The sequence below is a fragment of the Pseudomonas sp. TE3644 genome (assembly GCF_056278815.1).
On the sequence record NZ_JBWBQF010000001.1, the window covers coordinates 6,182,865 to 6,198,873 of the forward strand.

17 protein-coding genes are annotated in these 16,009 nt (G+C 63.4%); 5 read left to right on the forward strand and 12 right to left on the reverse strand.

The genetic code is table 11. The features are described 5' to 3' along the window. Positions 1-101 precede the first annotated feature (101 nt). Both ACZ9GA_RS27415 and abc-f read right to left on the reverse strand, forming a co-directional pair. Positions 102-734, reverse strand: a complete 633-nt coding sequence (locus tag ACZ9GA_RS27415; protein WP_457359339.1) for a LysE family transporter — start codon at positions 732-734, stop codon at positions 102-104. A gap of 175 nt (positions 735-909) precedes the next feature. Further along, on the reverse strand, positions 910-2,820 hold the full coding sequence (gene abc-f, locus ACZ9GA_RS27420) for a ribosomal protection-like ABC-F family protein (protein WP_457359338.1): 1,911 nt from the start codon (positions 2,818-2,820) through the stop codon (positions 910-912). A gap of 50 nt (positions 2,821-2,870) precedes the next feature. On the opposite strand from abc-f, the gene ACZ9GA_RS27425 reads away from it, so the two are divergent. Further along, positions 2,871-3,338 carry a TIGR02444 family protein gene (locus ACZ9GA_RS27425; protein ID WP_457359336.1) on the forward strand — a complete coding sequence of 156 codons (468 nt, stop codon included), beginning with the start codon at positions 2,871-2,873 and terminating at the stop codon, positions 3,336-3,338. Here the strand turns inward: ACZ9GA_RS27425 and ACZ9GA_RS27430 are convergent. Then, the gene (locus tag ACZ9GA_RS27430) at positions 3,335-4,315 is read right to left on the reverse strand and encodes an AlgP family protein (protein WP_457359334.1); all 981 of its coding nucleotides are present in this window, start codon (positions 4,313-4,315) and stop codon (positions 3,335-3,337) included. The genes ACZ9GA_RS27425 and ACZ9GA_RS27430 overlap by 4 nt on opposite strands. A 239-nt stretch (positions 4,316-4,554) precedes the next feature. On the opposite strand from ACZ9GA_RS27430, the gene ACZ9GA_RS27435 reads away from it, so the two are divergent. Further along, the gene (locus ACZ9GA_RS27435; protein WP_457359333.1) at positions 4,555-5,220 is read left to right on the forward strand and encodes an FKBP-type peptidyl-prolyl cis-trans isomerase; all 666 of its coding nucleotides are present in this window, start codon (positions 4,555-4,557) and stop codon (positions 5,218-5,220) included. Between the two features lie 16 nt (positions 5,221-5,236). Here the strand turns inward: ACZ9GA_RS27435 and ACZ9GA_RS27440 are convergent, their stop codons facing one another. The 8 genes from ACZ9GA_RS27440 to ACZ9GA_RS27475 all read right to left on the reverse strand — a co-directional run bounded on the left by ACZ9GA_RS27440 (position 5,237) and on the right by ACZ9GA_RS27475 (position 12,659). Further along, positions 5,237-5,710: an Rsd/AlgQ family anti-sigma factor gene (locus tag ACZ9GA_RS27440; RefSeq protein ID WP_027980724.1), complete on the reverse strand. Its 474-nt coding sequence runs from the start codon at positions 5,708-5,710 to the stop codon at positions 5,237-5,239. Between the two features lie 229 nt (positions 5,711-5,939). Next, the gene (locus ACZ9GA_RS27445) at positions 5,940-6,455 is read right to left on the reverse strand and encodes a disulfide bond formation protein B (protein ID WP_457359331.1); all 516 of its coding nucleotides are present in this window, start codon (positions 6,453-6,455) and stop codon (positions 5,940-5,942) included. 184 nt (positions 6,456-6,639) lie between these two features. Then, a complete protein-coding gene (locus ACZ9GA_RS27450; protein ID WP_457359329.1) occupies positions 6,640-7,878 on the reverse strand; it encodes a heme biosynthesis HemY N-terminal domain-containing protein in 1,239 nt (412 codons plus the stop codon). Next, complete coding sequence (locus tag ACZ9GA_RS27455) at positions 7,875-8,999, reverse strand: uroporphyrinogen-III C-methyltransferase (protein ID WP_457359328.1); 1,125 nt, start codon at positions 8,997-8,999, stop codon at positions 7,875-7,877. The genes ACZ9GA_RS27450 and ACZ9GA_RS27455 overlap by 4 nt, the downstream gene beginning before the upstream one ends. A 26-nt stretch (positions 9,000-9,025) precedes the next feature. Further along, on the reverse strand, positions 9,026-9,790 hold the full coding sequence (locus ACZ9GA_RS27460) for a uroporphyrinogen-III synthase (protein ID WP_457359326.1): 765 nt from the start codon (positions 9,788-9,790) through the stop codon (positions 9,026-9,028). Then, positions 9,787-10,728 carry a hydroxymethylbilane synthase gene (gene hemC, locus ACZ9GA_RS27465; RefSeq protein WP_457359324.1) on the reverse strand — a complete coding sequence of 314 codons (942 nt, stop codon included), beginning with the start codon at positions 10,726-10,728 and terminating at the stop codon, positions 9,787-9,789. The genes ACZ9GA_RS27460 and hemC overlap by 4 nt, the downstream gene beginning before the upstream one ends. Positions 10,729-10,818: 90 nt before the next feature. Next, on the reverse strand, positions 10,819-11,565 hold the full coding sequence (locus ACZ9GA_RS27470) for a LytR/AlgR family response regulator transcription factor (protein ID WP_457359323.1): 747 nt from the start codon (positions 11,563-11,565) through the stop codon (positions 10,819-10,821). Next, on the reverse strand, positions 11,562-12,659 hold the full coding sequence (locus tag ACZ9GA_RS27475) for a sensor histidine kinase (RefSeq protein ID WP_457359322.1): 1,098 nt from the start codon (positions 12,657-12,659) through the stop codon (positions 11,562-11,564). Before ACZ9GA_RS27475 ends, ACZ9GA_RS27470 begins: the two co-directional genes overlap by 4 nt. 95 nt (positions 12,660-12,754) lie before the next feature. Here ACZ9GA_RS27475 and argH point away from each other — a divergent pair, with 95 nt between their 5' ends. Next, entirely contained in the window at positions 12,755-14,149 is a 1,395-nt protein-coding gene (gene argH, locus ACZ9GA_RS27480) for an argininosuccinate lyase (protein ID WP_457359320.1), read from the forward strand. 96 nt (positions 14,150-14,245) lie between these two features. Here the strand turns inward: argH and ACZ9GA_RS27485 are convergent, their stop codons facing one another. After that, positions 14,246-14,902 carry a glutathione S-transferase family protein gene (locus tag ACZ9GA_RS27485; protein WP_457359319.1) on the reverse strand — a complete coding sequence of 219 codons (657 nt, stop codon included), beginning with the start codon at positions 14,900-14,902 and terminating at the stop codon, positions 14,246-14,248. A 146-nt stretch (positions 14,903-15,048) separates the two neighbouring features. On the opposite strand from ACZ9GA_RS27485, the gene ACZ9GA_RS27490 reads away from it, so the two are divergent. Continuing rightward, positions 15,049-15,345, forward strand: coding sequence for a hypothetical protein (locus ACZ9GA_RS27490; RefSeq protein ID WP_457359317.1), 297 nt, complete (start codon positions 15,049-15,051; stop codon positions 15,343-15,345). Between the two features lie 128 nt (positions 15,346-15,473). Further along, complete coding sequence (locus tag ACZ9GA_RS27495; RefSeq protein WP_457359316.1) at positions 15,474-15,719, forward strand: TIGR02647 family protein; 246 nt, start codon at positions 15,474-15,476, stop codon at positions 15,717-15,719. The last annotated feature ends 290 nt before the right edge of the window (positions 15,720-16,009 follow it).

Here is a 16,009-nt window from a genome sequence, read left to right on the forward strand (position 1 = left end):
GCCTGCAATACGCGTCGCGGCTATCGCGGCCAAGGCCGGCTCCTACACGGTCTGGTAGGAGCCGGCCTTGGCCGCGATCCGGGCGCCACGGTCGGTGAGCATTACACTGGCGCGCGGCGCAGGGTGGCCAGCAGAGTCGCCGCGGCAATGAACAGCCCGGCAAAGGTGCGATTCACCCGCTGCTGCTGGCGAGGCGTGCGCAGCAGGCGCAATACCTTGGACGCCAAACCGGTGTAACCCGCCATCACCAGCAGATCGACAGTGATCATGGTGGCGGCAATGGTGACGTACTGCAGCACAAGCGGCTGGTGCGGATCAATGAACTGCGGCAGCACCGCCAGCATGAACACCAGCGCCTTGGGGTTGCTGACGTTGACCAGGAAGCCACGAAATACCAGGCTCATGGGCTTGCCGATGGGGCGAACGGCCGAGTCGGCGGACATGTCCATGGGCAGCGCGCGCCATTGCTTGATGGCCAGGTACACGAGGTAGAACACGCCGAACCACTTGATCAGCGTGAAAGCGGTGGCCGAGGCTGCCAGGACAGCACCCAGGCCGGCGGCGATGACGGCGATCTGCAGGATCAGGCCCAGTTGCAGGCCCAGGGCGTTCCAGTAGCCGCGCACGAAACCGTACTGCAGGCCGCAGGACATGGACGCAATCGCGCCAGCGCCAGGGGAAAGACTGATGATCCAGCAGGCGGCAAAGAATGCCAGCCAGGTTTGCAGCGCCATGACGCACCTCGTAACAAAATCGGTAGATCGGTAAACCTACTGCTTGCCGAGGGAAATGGCTATGGGAATTTTGCGGGTTGTAGCCGCTGCCGCAGGCTGCGCTGGCCCTGAAGTTCGCTGGAGATGTCCAGTGTACTCAAGGGCCAGCGCAGCCTGGCGGCAGCGGCTACATGCATCAGGACAGCGCTTCGAGCTCGGCCTGCATGGTTTCCAGGGTTTCGAGCGCTATCATCCAGGCTTCTTCCAGCTCGGCTTCACGCACTTTCAGCTTGGCCTGCTGGGCCAACTGATCACGCAGCTCGTCCTTGCGGCCGGCTTCGTAGATCCCGCTGTCACCCAATGCCGCCTCGACCTTGGCCAACTGCTCATGGACCTTGCCCAACTCGGCTTCCAGCTTGTCAGCCTCGCGCTTGTGCGGGGCCAACTGCTGGCGCAGCGCGGCCGCGGCCTGGCGCTGGGCCTTCTTGTCGGTCTTGTCGGGGTTGGCCGGGGCGTTGCTGACCGGCGCGTTGCGCAGGCGGTAATCGGCCAGCCAGCGGGTGTAGTCGTCCAGGTCGCCATCAAAGGCCTCGACCTTGCCATCCGCCACCAGCAGGAAGTCATCGGTGGTGCTCTTGAGCAGGTGACGGTCGTGGGAGACCACCAGTACCGCGCCACTGAATTCCTGCAGGGCCATGGTCAGCGCCAGGCGCATTTCCAGGTCCAGGTGGTTGGTGGGTTCGTCGAGCAGCAGCAGGTTGGGCCGCTCCCAGGCGATCAACGCCAGGGCCAGACGGGCCTTTTCGCCGCCGGAGAAGTTCAGCACCGGCTCGTCGATGCGCGCGCCACGGAAGTCGAAACCACCGAGGAAGTCACGCAGGGTCTGTTCGCGCTCGGTCGGGGCCAGGCGCTGCAAGTGCAGCAACGGGCTGGCCTTGCTGTCCAGGGAGTCCAGCTGATGCTGGGCGAAGTAGCCCACGGTGAGGTTCTCACCGCGCACCAGGCGCCCGCCGATGGGCGACAGCTCGCCGGCCAGGTTCTTGATCAGGGTCGACTTGCCCGCACCGTTGGGGCCCAGCAGGCCGATGCGCGCGCCCGGGGTCAGTTGCAGCTTGACCTTCTCCAGGATGACCTTGTCGCCGTAGCCAAGGCGGCCCTCGGACAGGTCCAGCAGCGGGCTGGAGATTTTCTGCGATTCGCGGAAGACGAAGTCGAACGGCGAATCGACGTGGGCAGCGGACAATTCCTCCATCCGCTCCAGCGCCTTGATCCGGCTCTGGGCCTGACGGGCCTTGGTGGCCTGGGCCTTGAAGCGGGCGATGTACTTTTCCATGTGCGCGCGCTGGGCCTGTTGCTTCTCGTAGGCTTGCTGCTGCTGGGCCAGGCGTTCGGCGCGGGCGCGCTCGAAGGCGGTGTAGCCGCCACGGTAAAGCGTCAGCTTGCACTGCTCGACATGGGCCACATGGTCCACCACCGCGTCGAGGAAGTCTCGGTCGTGGGAAATCAGCATCAGGGTGCCGGGGTAGCTCTTGAGCCACTCTTCCAGCCACAGGATGGCGTCCAGGTCCAAGTGGTTGGTCGGTTCGTCGAGCAGCAGCAGGTCGGACGGACACATCAGCGCCTGCGCCAGGTTCAGGCGCATCCGCCAGCCACCGGAGAAGCTGCCGACCTCACGATCCATCTGGTCGTTGGTAAACCCCAGCCCGGCCAGCAGCTTGCGCGCCCGTGCATCGGCCGTGTAGCCGTCGGCACTGTCCAGCTCGGCATGCAGGCGTGCCTGGGCGGCGCCGTCGTGGGCGGCCTCGGCAGCGGCCAACTGCTGCTGGACCTCACGCAAACGTAAATCCCCGTCGAGAACGTAGTCTACGGCTATTCTCTCGAGTGTATCGACTTCCTGACGCATGTGAGCTATACGCCAATCAGCCGGCAACTGGCAGTCGCCGGAGTCGGGCACAAGCTCGCCGCGCAGCAAGGCGAACAGGGTGGATTTGCCGGCGCCGTTGGCACCGATCAGGCCGGCTTTCTGACCGGCGTGCAGGGTCAGCTCGGCGTCTTCTAGCAGACGCTGCGGGCCACGCTGTAAAGTAAGGTTTTGAAGTCGAATCATAATGGCGGCGGAGTCTACCAGCTTCGGCGACAACTGGCGCGAGAAGGACTATGCACTCTGACCTGTGGAGCTTTTCCCTGGATCTTTACACTCGCCTTGGCATTGAGCAAGCCTGCCTTGATTTACAGGCCGAAGGCGCCAACGTGTGCCTGCTGCTGGGCGCCGCGTGGCTGGGGCAGTTGGGCATTGCGTGCAATGGTGACCGCCTGGCACGCCTGCGGGACATGGGCGAGCCCTGGCATGACGAAGTGATCCGGCCCCTGCGCCACTTGCGCCAGAGCTGGCGCGAGGCGGCTACCCGCGACCCGGAGCTGGAAGCGCTGCGTGATCAGGTAAAGGCGTTGGAATTGGAGGCAGAGCGGCAATTGCTGGAGCGCATCGAGCTAATGGCCCAGGACTGGCAAGCAGAGGGCGCGGACGACCTGGCGGCCTGGCTGGACGGCGTCGCGCCGCCCGTTGCCCGGGAAAAACAACGCGGCGCGCTGCAAAGGCTGCACGCCGCGAGTGCTGCCGGTTAAGAAGCGCTTGGGGCTGGCGCGCTGCTGTTCGCCGGGCTCGATGGCGCGGGAGCGGCGGCGGCTGGCGTTGGCGCCGGTTTGGTGGCAGCGGGGGTAGCGGCAGGCTTGGCCGCGGGGGCGGCAGGCCTTTTGGCTGCTGCACGCGGCGCGGCCTTGGTGGCTGGCTTCGCTGCCGGTTTGGCGGCCGCAGGCTTGGCAGCAGCTGGCTTGGCGGCTGGTTTCGCAGCAGCTGGCTTGGCTGCAGGCTTGGCGGCGGCTGGCTTGGCAGCTGCGGTTTTGGCCGCAGGTTTGGCGGCAGGCTTGGCAGCGGCCTTGGTCGCTACTGGCTTGGTGGCGGCACTGGCAGGCGCCTTGGCGGCAGCAGGTTTGGCCGCAGGCTTCGCAGCCGGTTTTGCTGCAGCCTTGGCCGCAGGTTTCGCAGCAGGTTTCGCGGCAGAAGTACGAGCCGCAGGCTTGGCAGCAGCAGCTTTGGCGGCTGCGGGTTTGCTGGCAGGCGCCTTGGTGCTTGTCGCCGGTTTGGCAGCGGCGCGGGCCGGTGCTTTCTTGGCAGCGGCGGGTGCGCTGGCAGGCTTGGCGGCGCGCGTAGTCAGCGCTTTGCCAGCCGCTTCATGCACACGGCCTACGCCCTGGGCCAACTTCAAACTTTCCTGGGCGTCGCGCTTGAGTTGAACAATGTAATTACGTGTTTCGGCCTGACGATCTTTCAAGGCGTCCAGCAGTTCTTCCAATTCAGCGCCGGCAGCTTTTGCCTTGGCCTGGGCCTTGGCTTTGCCGGCAGTGGCAGCTACCTGAAGTTTGGTACGGGATTTATGCAGTTTTTCCTGAGCCTTGCCGCGCTGTTTTTCCAACTTGGCAAGCAGTTTCTCGGCATCAGCCAGAGCCTGGGAACAGGCGCTTTCCAAATGCTCGAGCAGGCTGCTCGAAAGCTGTTGGAGCAAATGCAACGGGGTATTGACTGGCTTCTTGTTAGCCGACATGGGTTACCTCCTGGCTGACGTGATTGCGGCTCATACTAGACCTGTGCAAGTGTCACCGCTAGACATTGTTGACAGTACTGAATGCGCCGCGTTGCATGCCTGGGCAAAGTTGTTTTTAAGGGCACTTCGAGACAAGTGTAGAAGTTGTCGCAAAGTCTGCTGTCATCGGCCTGAAATCTCTTGGCCGGGCAACTTGCGAGGCTGGCATAATCATCCGCATTCGAACAGGGTTATTCTCCATGTCGCGTTACCTGATATTGCCGTTGTGGTTATTGCTGCCGTTGGCCCATGCCGCCGACAGCGCAGCGCCAGCGAGCCCTCATGACCTGGGTTACAGCCTGGGTGCCAGCCTGGGCGAGCGGCTGCGTGAGGAAGCACCCGGCATCGATATTCAGGCCCTGGTGCAAGGCCTGCAGCAGTCGTACGAAAACAAGCCGCTGGCGCTGCCCCCGGAGCGCATTGAGCAGATTCTGCGTGAGCATGACGCGCAGGCCGATGCCCAGCCCGCCCCGTCCAATATCGAGAAAGCCCTGACAGCCGAAACACGCTTCATGGCCGGCGAACGCACCAAGGCCGGCACCCATGAGCTGGGCAACGGCATCCTGATGAGCGAGCTTGCGGCTGGCGATGGCCCGCACCCCACGGCCGATGGCCGGGTGCAGGTAACCTACGTGGGGATGTTGCCGGATGGCACGGTATTCGACCAGAACCAGCAGCCGCAATGGTTCAGGCTGGACAGCGTGATCAGTGGATGGCGCATCGCCTTGCAGCAGATGCCCAAGGGCGCGAAATGGCGACTGGTGATTCCGTCCGACCAGGCGTATGGCGCGGACGGCGCGGGTGACCTGATACCACCCTATACGCCCTTGGTGTTCGAAATCAGCTTGCTTGATGTGGGCGCCTGACAGAGGCGCACCAGCCTCAGGCCTGAACGGCCGCTTCTTCCTTGTGCGCGTTGTGCAGCACTTCGATCAGGCAGTCTTCGAGCTCAAAGCGCTCATGCAGGCGGCTGCCCAGCTCCTTGAGCTTGCCGGTCAGCGTCTGCGCGCAGGAGCAGTCGCCTTTGTCGCAATGGTCATTGAAGTCCAGGGCGAACTGGGTAATAGCTTCGATGCGAGGGAAAATCGTATCGGCCAGCTCCAGGCCACGCTCATCGTCGAAAGCCTTGGCTTCCGCGATCAATTGCTCGTAGATCTCGAAGTGCCCCGCCGACACGTAATCGACCAGCACACCACAGAACTCCTTGAGCTTCTTGCGGTTGCCAGCCAGCGCCTCCGGCGTCTCGCCAAGCACATCAAAGGCTTCCACCAGCTTTTGCCGCTCCTGCAGCCAGCGGTCAATCAGCTTGTGCACCCCACCCCAGCGTTCCTGAGCATTCTGACAACTTTCCAACATGGTCTTTTCTTCCCTTTTGGGTCATGCCGCTATCGACCCATTCCAAGACATCGCGGGAACGGGACCGTTCGGAAAAAAGCAGCAATCAAGCAGCCTGTTTTTCTATGGTGCGTGCAGGGAGATTATGCCCGTGCGCTGACAGCTTCAAGGTGCCCCTGCGATAAAGTTCATACAAGTGTTTAATACGCTCACGGCCTTTCCGCCCCCGAAAACTGGGCGTCGAATCGAGCTAGGCAGTGCCAGGATGCTGCGGCAGCAGGGCCTGCAGCCACCCTGTCAGGGTTAATACCAGCAGGCAGGTGAGGGCCAGCAGGCTCCACTCAGGGACACTCATGTCCAGCAACGTCCAGTTGACGCGGGCACACTCCGGCGTGCCCAGCAGCAGGGTCTTGACGGCTTCGGGAAACGGTAAGGTGGTCAGCAGGTACTCAAGCCCCGGCTGGCAGGCCACCTTGGGCTGCTCGCCATTGGCCTGCAGCCACAGCTGCCGCAGCGCGGCCGCTGCGGCACCGGCGAGCATCAACGTATTGAGCAGCAGGTAGCCACGCTGCCCCCAGCGCGACGGCCTGTGAACCAATGCCGTCAGGCAGGACAGCCCGAACACGGCGATGAAAAACCGCTGCACCAGGCACAGCGAGCAAGGCTTGAGCCCGACCTGCCATTCCAGATAATAGGCGGCGCAAAGCGTGCCCACGGACACCAGAAAACCCAGCAAGAACAAGGAGCGCGAACGAGCCTGCACCATGACAAATCCAGTAACGTGACAGATGGAAACTACGTTAGAGGAAAGCCATGAATCCTTTCAAGGCGCTGCTAGACAGACATTTCCGTAACCTTGTAGGGAAATTCCGACCAACCTTGAAGGAAGGTGGAGCGGCAGCCGTACGAACAAGCCCTGAGGCTTGTAAGCACGGCAGCCAGAGCTGCCGTCAGGCCCGGGATGACTCCGGTAATGGCAATGCCAGCAGACGCTCATCCAGCAGCCCGAGGCCCTCCTGGAACAGCTGATTGCTGCGGTCGGTTTCGCCCAGGCGGGCCAGCAGACGGGCAAGCTCCGCGCAGGCTTCAGGGTTGCGCTGCAGGCGCAGGCTGTTTTCCAGGTAGTCCCGGGCCTTGCCCCACAGGCTGTTCTGCAGGCTGAGGCGGCCCAGAGTCAGCAGCAGGCTGGAATCATCAGCGTGCTGCTTGAGCCAGCCCTCGGCTGTCTGCAACTGTTTGGCAGGGTCGCTGCCCACCACCAGGCCATAAAGGCGCGCCAGGTGAGTGTCGTAGTCGCGTTTCAACGCACCACGCAATACGCCTTCGGCATCGGCCTGGGCGCCCAGCTGGCGCAGCTGCTCGGCGTAGGCCAGCACCAGCGCAGGCTCCTGGCGCTGACCTGCACTCAATTGCTCCCACGCCCGTTTGAGGGCGTGCAAGGCAGCCTCGCCCTCCTCGCGCGAGGACACCAGCGTCAGGTTCTGGCCCCAGGCGCGATGCTCCAGGTCGGTCAGCTCGGCCGCGGTGACGGCCTTGCTCTTGCGCAGTTCCGGCAGCAAATGGATGACCGCTGTCCAGTCGCCACGCTGCTGGTGCAGGCGCTGCAACTGACGCAGCACCTGGACATTGCCAGGATGACGCTCGCGCATGGTTTCAAGCGTGGTGCGTGCACCCTCCACGTCACCGCGATCAATCTGCAATTGGGCGTGGGTCAATGCCACCGCCAGCTCGGCTTGGGGCTGACGCTCCAGCGCTCGCTCCAGCAGGCTGTCACTGTCTTCGTGGCGGCCCAGTTCGTTGGCCGCGCGCGCCGCACCCAGGTAGTAGAGCAATGGCTGGCGTTCACCTTCCGCCGCCCGGTGCAGATTGCGCTGGGCAGCCGCCCAGCGGCCCTCGGCCAGGTCCAGTTGGCCCTGCTCGACAGCCACCTGCACACGGCGGTGCCGGTTGCGCCCCGACCAGGGGTTGACCACCCCGGCCGAGACCAGCACCAGGCTCAGCACCACCCACAGCACGAATGCCAACACCACCAGTGCCACCAGCGCGGCCAGGGTCGACCACAGCCCCGACTCGTAGCGGAACACATGGGGGTAGTCGATCAGCACGTAGCCAGGGTGTTTGGCGATGCCCAGCCCCAGCCCGACGGCAGCGGCAATGGCCACGAAAACGATGACATAGAGGCGCTTCATGGGCGCGCCTCCGGTTGCACCTGGGCGCCCGGCTGGCTCATCAGCGCCTCGGCGGGCATGTGCCGATGCTCGAGGTAGTTCTGTACGGCCTCGAGGCTGGCGTTCAGATCGGGCGTCAGCACCGACACCGGCTGGGTTTTCAGCTCGTCGATACGCGCCAGCATGCTGCGGCTTTCGGTATTGTCCTGGTTGAAGCTGGCCAGCAGGATGCTGCGCGCCTCATCCAACGCCTGGCCGTAGACCTTCGGCTCGCCGTTGAGGGCAGCCCATTGCGCCTGCTCCAGCGCCAGGCTCAGTGCCAGGCGAACCTGATTCAGACTCTGGCCTGCCAGCAACGGCCGGATGTTTTCATCCGGGCGGAAATCGACGCGGAAGTAGCTGGAAATCTTCGCCCACCAGCGCTCCCAGCGGTTATCGTCGCTGCTCAAGCGCGCACGCTGTGCATCACCCTGGGCCTGGAACTCCGGCGCCAGTGCCGACAGCCCCACGGTCTGATCACGCAGGGCGCCCAGTTGCAGGAACAGGCCGGTGCGGTCCGGCTGCTGCACGCTGTTGAGCGAGGCCATGGACTTGGCGATCTGCTCGCGGGCGGCGAACGCCGAAGGGTCATCCTGCTCGCGCAGAATCTCGTCGGCACCCTGCACCAGCGCCTTGGCGCTGACGATATCCTGCAACGCCGACAGACGCAGGCTGGCCAGCCGCAGCAAGTGCTCGGCCTCGGCCAGGCGCCAATCCTTGCGGCTGGCACCCAGCACACTTTCCAGACGCTGGCTCAAGCGCTGCTGATCACCCTGCAATTGCGCCACCAGGCGGCGGCGGTCTTCCAGCTCATTGGCACTGGGCAGCTGCCCCAGGCGTGCGGTGAGCGCCTGCTCCCCCTGGCTCAAGGCCTGGGCCTGGCTGTCGAGCGCCTGCAATTGGCCGGACTGGGCCTGATGCCCCGCCTGCAACTGACGCAACTGCCAGACACTCCAGCCGCCAGCGGCGACACCTGCGGCGCCCAGCAGCAATGCCACGACCGCGATACCGGCCGCACCGCGACCGGACTTTTTCACCACAGGGGCGACCGCCGCCTCGGGCGTCGACTGCAGATCATCTTGGGGCAAGACTGTTTCGCTCACGTATCCATCCTTTGCATTGGGCGATTTCACCCGGGTAGGCGGTGTTCACGCAGGGCCGCCAACAAGGCCGCGGTGCTGGCACCACGACAATCCACGACATGGCGAGCGCCGGCGGCCTGGGCCTGGGCGGCGACTCGCGGGCTGGGCACGAACAGCGGCAACCCGGCCAATTGCGGCCAGTGTTCACCGGCCAATTGCTGCAAATGCTCGAAACCCTGCCCACTGCTGACCACCAGCGCGTTCAGGCGTTCCGCTGTTACCCGCTGGTACAGCGCCTGTGCGGGGTAATCGGGCAGGCAGCGGCGATAGAGTTGCAGATAATCGACAGTAGCACCCTGCTCGCGCAAGTGCTCGGCCAACAGCTCTCGACCGCCCTCCCCGCGCAGGATCAATACCTTGGGATAGGGTTGCGCCAGGGCCTCGGCCAACGCCGGCAAGGCCAGTAGCGCTTCACTGTCATCGCCCTGGGGCGGCACGTGCACACGCAGGCCATAATCTTCAAGAATGGCCGCGGTAGCGGCACCCACGCTGAACCAGCTCTGGATCGGCATTTGCGGCCAGTACTGATCGATCAGGTCCAGGCCAAGGCGCGCCGCAGGCTTGCTGACCACGATCACCGCGCCATAATGCGCCAGGTTCAGCACCTGTTCGACCATGGCCGGTGTCACGGGAAGCGGTTCGATAGTCAGCAACGGCAGGCTGGCACTGTAGACACCGGCGGCAGCCAACTCCTGGGCCACTGCGGCGGATTCCTCCGCCGGCCGGGTCAACAGCAGGCGCCAGCCCGTCACGGATGGCCTTCCTCGCCGTAGACCGCCGTGAGAATCTGGTCGGCGCCCTGGCGCAGCAGCGCTTCGGCCACCTCGACACCCAGGCGTTCAGCCTCGGCTTGCGGGGCACGCGCCTGGGCGCTGAGCAGGCGACCGCCATCCGGTTCACCCACCAAACCACGCAACCATACCTGCTCGCCTTCCAGCACCGCGTAGCAGGCAATGGGCACCTGGCAACCGCCATTGAGGTGTTTGTTCAAGGCACGCTCGGCCGTCACGCGCACGGCGGTGTCATGGTGATGCAGTGGCGCCAGCAATTGGTGAATCTCGGCATCGGCGCTGCGGCACTCGATGCCCACGGCACCCTGGCCACCGGCCGGCAGGCTGTCTTCGATGCTGATGCTGTCGGTGATGCGGTCTTCGAAGCCCAGGCGAATCAGGCCAGCGGCTGCAAGGATGATGGCGTCGTATTCGCCAGCATCCAGCTTGGCCAGGCGCGTGTTGACGTTGCCACGCAGGAAGCGTATCTGCAGGTCGGGCCGACGCGCCAGCAACTGGGTCTGGCGACGCAGGCTGGAGGTGCCGACGATGCTGCCGGCAGGCAAGGCTTCAAGGCTTTTGAAGGTGTTGGAAACGAAGGCGTCGCGCGGGTCTTCGCGCTCGCAGATGCAGAACAGGCCCAGGCCTTCGGGGAAGTCCATGGGCACGTCTTTCATGGAGTGCACGGCGATGTCGGCTTCGTTGTCGAGCAGGGCGTTTTCCAACTCCTTGACGAACAGGCCCTTGCCGCCGATTTTCGACAGGGGCGAGTCGAGCAGCTTGTCGCCGCGGCTGACCATCGGCACCAGGGTAACCATCAGGCCGGGGTGCGCCTGTTCCAGGCGGGCCTTGACGTAGTCGGCCTGCCACAGGGCCAGGGCGCTTTTACGGGTGGCGATGCGGATCTCGCGAATAGGCATGAATCAATCCGTGCTGGGTAGATGGGCCGATCATACCAGCATCGCAGGCACAGCATGGCGGCGGGAGCGGCCTGTGCCGCCCCGTCCGCGCTACAACTGTTGCATCATTTTGCGCACGCCCGCCACATGCCGGCGGCTGACAATCAGCGCATCACCATTGAGCCCCTTGAGGAACAACTGGAAATGCCCCAGCGGCGTACGTTGCAGCCTCTCAATGCGGTCGCGGGCCACCAGCGCGTTGCGGTGGATACGCACGAAGCGGTCACCGAACTCGTCTTCCAGCGCCTTTAGGGGCTCGTCGAGCAGCACCTCGCCGCCTTCATGGCGCAGGGTCACGTACTTGTGGTCGGCGATGAAATAGATGACCTGGGCAAGCGGGATCAGCTCGATGCCCTTGCGCGTACGGGCACTGATATGGGTGCGCGGGCCACTGCCGCTTTCGGCGGCGGGGCGGGTCAGCGCAGCCAGTTGCGCACGGTTGGGGCGCTCGGCCTTTCTCAGCGCTTCAAGCAACAGCTCGGGCCGCACTGGTTTGACCAGATAGCCCATCGCGCTGGTCTGGAATGCTTCCAGCGCGAACTCGTCATGGGCGGTGCAAAACACCACCGCCGGCGGCGCTTCGCGCTCGCACAGTTTGGCGGCAACCTGCAGGCCATCCAGGCCGGGCATGCGGATGTCGAGCAGCACCACGTCCGGCTTCAGGCTGTCGATAAGGGCCAGGGCCTCTTCGCCATTGGTGGCGCTGGGCTCAAGCACATTGTATCCCTCGAGATCGCTGACCAATCGGCTCAAGCGCTCGCGGGCTAGGGGTTCGTCATCAACGATCAGGACATTCATATTGCACTGGATTCCTGCGTGAGTCTCGCACAAGGATAGCGTAGACAGGTGAAGTGACGACCGTCACGGCGATCCACGCTCAGACTCGCGCGCGGGCCAAAAAGTGCCGCAAGTCGAGCACCAATATTCGACAAGGCCTGATGAGTACCGCCCGATACCTTGCGCTGGGCGACCTCGTCGTAGGGATTGCTTACACACAATATGAACTCTCCCCCTTTATAGTCGGCTTCCACCCGGATCACACCTCCTTCGATTCGAGGGGCCACTCCATGGACCAGGGCGTTCTCCAACAACGGTTGTAAGGTTAGCTGCGGGATCGGCAAGTCATCGGGAATTGTGTCGATCCTCCAGTCCAACTGTAGACGCTCGCCAAGACGATATTGCTCAATCCGCAAATATCGTTTCGACAGGGCCAGTTCTTCCTTCCAGGTGACCAGGGTGCCGACCTTGCCCAGGCTGGCCCGAAACAGGTCGGACAGGTCCAGCACCGCCTGCTCGGCGCGCACGGCATCCACGGCCACCAGGCTGGCAATGCTGTTGAGCGTATTGAACAGAAAATGCGGTTTGATCCGTGCCTGCAGGGCTTCCAGGCGTGCCTGCAGTTCGGCCTGTTGCTGGATTCGCCACTGGTTGCGCAGGTAAAAATAGCGCAGCAGCAGCGCCGACATGATCAGCGCGATCAGCCCGTGCCGCAGGTAACGGGTGAATTCAAGGAAGGAAAAATCCGAAGGTGTGGAGGGGCGGTCCACCAGATGGAAATATTCGGTCAGGCCGGTGGCAAGCAACGTTAGGCCCACCACCATCGCGCAGCACAGCCCGCCAGCCACCCCTGTGTGCAAGCGCGCCAGCCAGGGGCGCAAGCCGCACAGCAAGGCGGCGGACAGCAGCACGATCCACTGCACGAACAGCGAGGTCAGCGCCAGCCGCGACCAATCGAAGGCCGGCCCCATGGGTTCGGCCAGCACCAGCACCATCACCAGCAGCTCGGCCAGCATCACCAACACCAGCAAAGCCTGGGCTTCGCACAGCACCGGCAGGAAAAACTCCTGTTGCGCACGCCCCGGGCGTGCGGCATTGCGTCCATCTGTGGGCATTATGCGTATTCCACTGGGCGTTCGATCCCCGGCGGGATTGAACCCCTGTTATTATTGCAGGCAATTTCCCGTTCACGCCTTCAACGAGCGAATTCATGAGTACTGACAAGACCAACCAGTCCTGGGGCGGCCGCTTCAGTGAGCCCGTCGACGCCTTTGTCGCCCGCTTCACCGCATCCGTCAACTTCGACCAGCGCCTCTACCGTCACGACATCATGGGCTCGATCGCCCACGCGACCATGTTGGCCAAGGTTGGCGTACTGAACGACACCGAGCGTGACACCATCGTCGATGGCCTGAAAACCATCCAGGGCGAGATCGAGGCCGGCACCTTCGAGTGGCGCGTGGACCTTGAAGACGTCCACATGAACATCGAAGCGCGCCTGACCGATCGCATCGGCATCACCGGCAAGAAGCTGCACACCGGCCGTAGCCGCAACGACCAGGTGGCTACCGACATCCGCCTGTGGCTGCGCGACGAGATCGACCTGATCCTGGGCGAAATCACCCGCCTGCAGAAAGGCCTGCTGGAGCAGGCCGAGCGCGAAGCCGAAACCATCATGCCGGGCTTCACCCACCTGCAGACCGCACAGCCCGTGACCTTCGGCCACCACCTGCTGGCCTGGTTCGAAATGCTCAGCCGCGACTACGAGCGCCTGGTGGACTGCCGCAAGCGCGCCAACCGCATGCCCCTGGGCAGCGCCGCACTGGCCGGCACCACTTACCCGATCGACCGCGAGCTGACCTGCCAGCTGCTGGGCTTTGAAGCCGTGGGCGGCAACTCGCTGGACGGCGTGTCGGACCGTGACTTCGCCATCGAATTCTGCGCCGCCGCCAGCATCGCCATGATGCACCTGTCGCGCTTCTCCGAAGAGCTGGTGCTGTGGACCAGCGCCCAGTTCCAGTTCATCGACCTGCCCGACCGCTTCTGCACCGGCAGCTCGATCATGCCGCAAAAGAAAAACCCCGACGTGCCAGAACTGGTACGCGGCAAGAGCGGCCGCGTGTTCGGCGCCCTGATGGGCCTGCTGACCCTGATGAAAGGCCAGCCCCTGGCCTACAACAAGGACAACCAGGAAGACAAGGAACCGCTGTTCGACGCCGCTGACACCCTGCGCGATTCGCTGCGCGCCTTCGCCGACATGATCCCGGCCATCAAGCCCAAGCACGCCATCATGCGCGAAGCGGCCCTGCGCGGTTTCTCCACCGCCACCGACCTGGCGGACTACCTGGTACGCCGCGGCCTGCCGTTCCGCGACTGCCACGAGATCGTCGGCCACGCCGTGAAATACGGCGTGGACAGCGGCAAGGACCTGGCCGAGATGAGCCTGGAAGAACTGCGCCGCTTCAGCGACCAGATCGACCAGGATGTGTTCGAAGTGCTGACCCTGGAAGGCTCGGTCAACGCCCGTGACCACATCGGCGGCACCGCCCCCGCCCAGGTCCGCGCCGCCGTCATCCGCGGCCAGTCGCTGCTCGCCCAGCGCTGATACGCACCTGTAGCCGCTGCCGCCAGGCTGCGCTGGCCCGTATTGTCACTGGAAATCTTCAGTGTCATCGGGGGCCAGCGCAGCCTGCGGCAGCGGCTACGGGTTTAGCTGCGCCAGGAATCGCGGGCTGTCATCGGCCCTTTGCCGGGCAATGGTGGCCACATTGGGGTTGAGCGCCAACAGCGCCAGCAATGCCTGTGCACCAGGCAAACCCTCCAGAAAATCGACATCGAACAGCTTCAGCCCCACCTCCCTGGCCAGGTCCACGCTGTACAGGAAGTAGATATCCGCAACACTGAGTTCGGCACCGGCGACGTAGGGCGTAAACGATGCGCCTTGAGCCAATGCCGCAAATCCCTTTACCAGGTCGCGCCTGGCTTTCTCCTTCAAAGCCGGTGGCGTAGCCCGTCCGCCAAAAAACACCTCTGGGTAGCAAACCCGCGCAGGCAGCTCGATATAAAGCTCGATCTCCTTGGCCAGTGTCTTCACACGTGCCTTGTCGAATGGCTGGCGAGGCAGCAGGCTATTTTGCGGGTACAGGTCCTCCAGGTAGCCGAGGATCACGTCCGTTTCGCTCATGTACCCTTCCGGCGTACCCAGCACCGGAATCTTCCCGCGACGACTGACCGCCATGACCTCAGGGCTCTGACAGCCGTGCAGCAGCACTTCCTGAAAGGCGATTTCCTTCTCCAGCAGGGCGAACTGCACCATGTTGAAATAGTTGCTTGAAGCAAACCCGTACAGCTTGAGCATTGCGTGGCCCTCCATGGCCCAAAAGTCAGCCCACTACGCTAAACAGCTACCGTCAGGCCAGGGGCCAGCGTTTATTTCAACAAGCGTCCTGGGTGCAACGCGCCCCAATATCGTTAAACTGTCGGCCTACCGTGAGGAATCCTGCAATGAACGACGTTACCCAACGCGACGACGAAGACGAACAGTTCGCCGAAGACACCCTGATCCAGGCCATCGAAAACCAGATCGAAAGCGACAACCCGCCTGCGGCCAAGGCCACGTTCAACAAGCTGACGCTGGTCGGCTACGAGCGCGACGATATCCTGGAAATGATGGCCCATGTACTGGCCGTCGAAATCGACAAGATCCTGGAAGAAGACCGCGCGTTCGACACCGAATGGTACGAAAAAGCCTTGCGCGCCCTGCCCGAGCTGCCGCCTGAGGCCAAGCCTGAAGAGGACTGACTTTCCCGGCAAAGTCGCCACGGGCTTACTACACTGGAATTGCCCCGCTGCCCTGCAAGCAAAACGGGGCCGCCACGGCCTGCCCCCACGCGGCGGTCGTCTAATTCCTAGAAAAGTCCGGAGTACCTATGTCGTATACCCCTGAGCTGGTCGCCGAACTGGAAATACTCGCGCTGTTCAATCTGGAAAACACGCAGGAAGGTCTCAAAGTTCACCATACCGCTACGCCTCAGGCGATTGCGGCAGCCAAACGGCTATACGACAAGGAGCTGATCACTCAGGTGGATGGCGGTTACCTGACCAGTGGCGGGCTGCAGGCTGCGCAGCATGCGCAGGCGTTGCTGACGGTGCTGCGGATTGCTGAAGCGGCTTGAAACGCTGCGTTTTCTAGCCGGTGCCGGACATGGCACCGGCTTGTCATTTCAGCCATGCGCTGACGCTATTCGTCCTGTAAGCAACGTTAATTGAGCAGTGTCTTCGACCTGGCTTTGGCTTTGCTGTTGCTGTTGCTGTTGCTGTTGCTTTGGCTTTGGCTTTGGCTTTGGCTTTGGCTTTGGCTTTGGCTTTGGTTTTGGCTTTTGATCTTGATCTTGATCTTCGGCCCCGTTAGAGCCAAGGGCCGACCGGAGGCGTCGATCAAGCGGTCTTCGGCGTAGCCGAAGAA

Bases quoted from the DNA above. Each gene is read 5' to 3' on its own strand.
- ACZ9GA_RS27415 (WP_457359339.1), bottom strand. From the start codon at position 734: ATGGCGCTGCAAACCTGGCTGGCATTCTTTGCCGCCTGCTGGATCATC.
- abc-f (WP_457359338.1), bottom strand. From the start codon at position 2,820: ATGATTCGACTTCAAAACCTTACTTTACAGCGTGGCCCGCAGCGTCTG.
- ACZ9GA_RS27425 (WP_457359336.1), top strand. From the start codon at position 2,871: ATGCACTCTGACCTGTGGAGCTTTTCCCTGGATCTTTACACTCGCCTT.
- ACZ9GA_RS27430 (WP_457359334.1), bottom strand. From the start codon at position 4,315: ATGTCGGCTAACAAGAAGCCAGTCAATACCCCGTTGCATTTGCTCCAA.
- ACZ9GA_RS27435 (WP_457359333.1), top strand. From the start codon at position 4,555: ATGTCGCGTTACCTGATATTGCCGTTGTGGTTATTGCTGCCGTTGGCC.
- ACZ9GA_RS27440 (WP_027980724.1), bottom strand. From the start codon at position 5,710: ATGTTGGAAAGTTGTCAGAATGCTCAGGAACGCTGGGGTGGGGTGCAC.
- ACZ9GA_RS27445 (WP_457359331.1), bottom strand. From the start codon at position 6,455: ATGGTGCAGGCTCGTTCGCGCTCCTTGTTCTTGCTGGGTTTTCTGGTG.
- ACZ9GA_RS27450 (WP_457359329.1), bottom strand. From the start codon at position 7,878: ATGAAGCGCCTCTATGTCATCGTTTTCGTGGCCATTGCCGCTGCCGTC.
- hemC (WP_457359324.1), bottom strand. From the start codon at position 10,728: ATGCCTATTCGCGAGATCCGCATCGCCACCCGTAAAAGCGCCCTGGCC.
- ACZ9GA_RS27470 (WP_457359323.1), bottom strand. From the start codon at position 11,565: ATGAATGTCCTGATCGTTGATGACGAACCCCTAGCCCGCGAGCGCTTG.
- ACZ9GA_RS27475 (WP_457359322.1), bottom strand. From the start codon at position 12,659: ATGCCCACAGATGGACGCAATGCCGCACGCCCGGGGCGTGCGCAACAG.
- argH (WP_457359320.1), top strand. From the start codon at position 12,755: ATGAGTACTGACAAGACCAACCAGTCCTGGGGCGGCCGCTTCAGTGAG.
- ACZ9GA_RS27485 (WP_457359319.1), bottom strand. From the start codon at position 14,902: ATGCTCAAGCTGTACGGGTTTGCTTCAAGCAACTATTTCAACATGGTG.
- ACZ9GA_RS27490 (WP_457359317.1), top strand. From the start codon at position 15,049: ATGAACGACGTTACCCAACGCGACGACGAAGACGAACAGTTCGCCGAA.
- ACZ9GA_RS27495 (WP_457359316.1), top strand. From the start codon at position 15,474: ATGTCGTATACCCCTGAGCTGGTCGCCGAACTGGAAATACTCGCGCTG.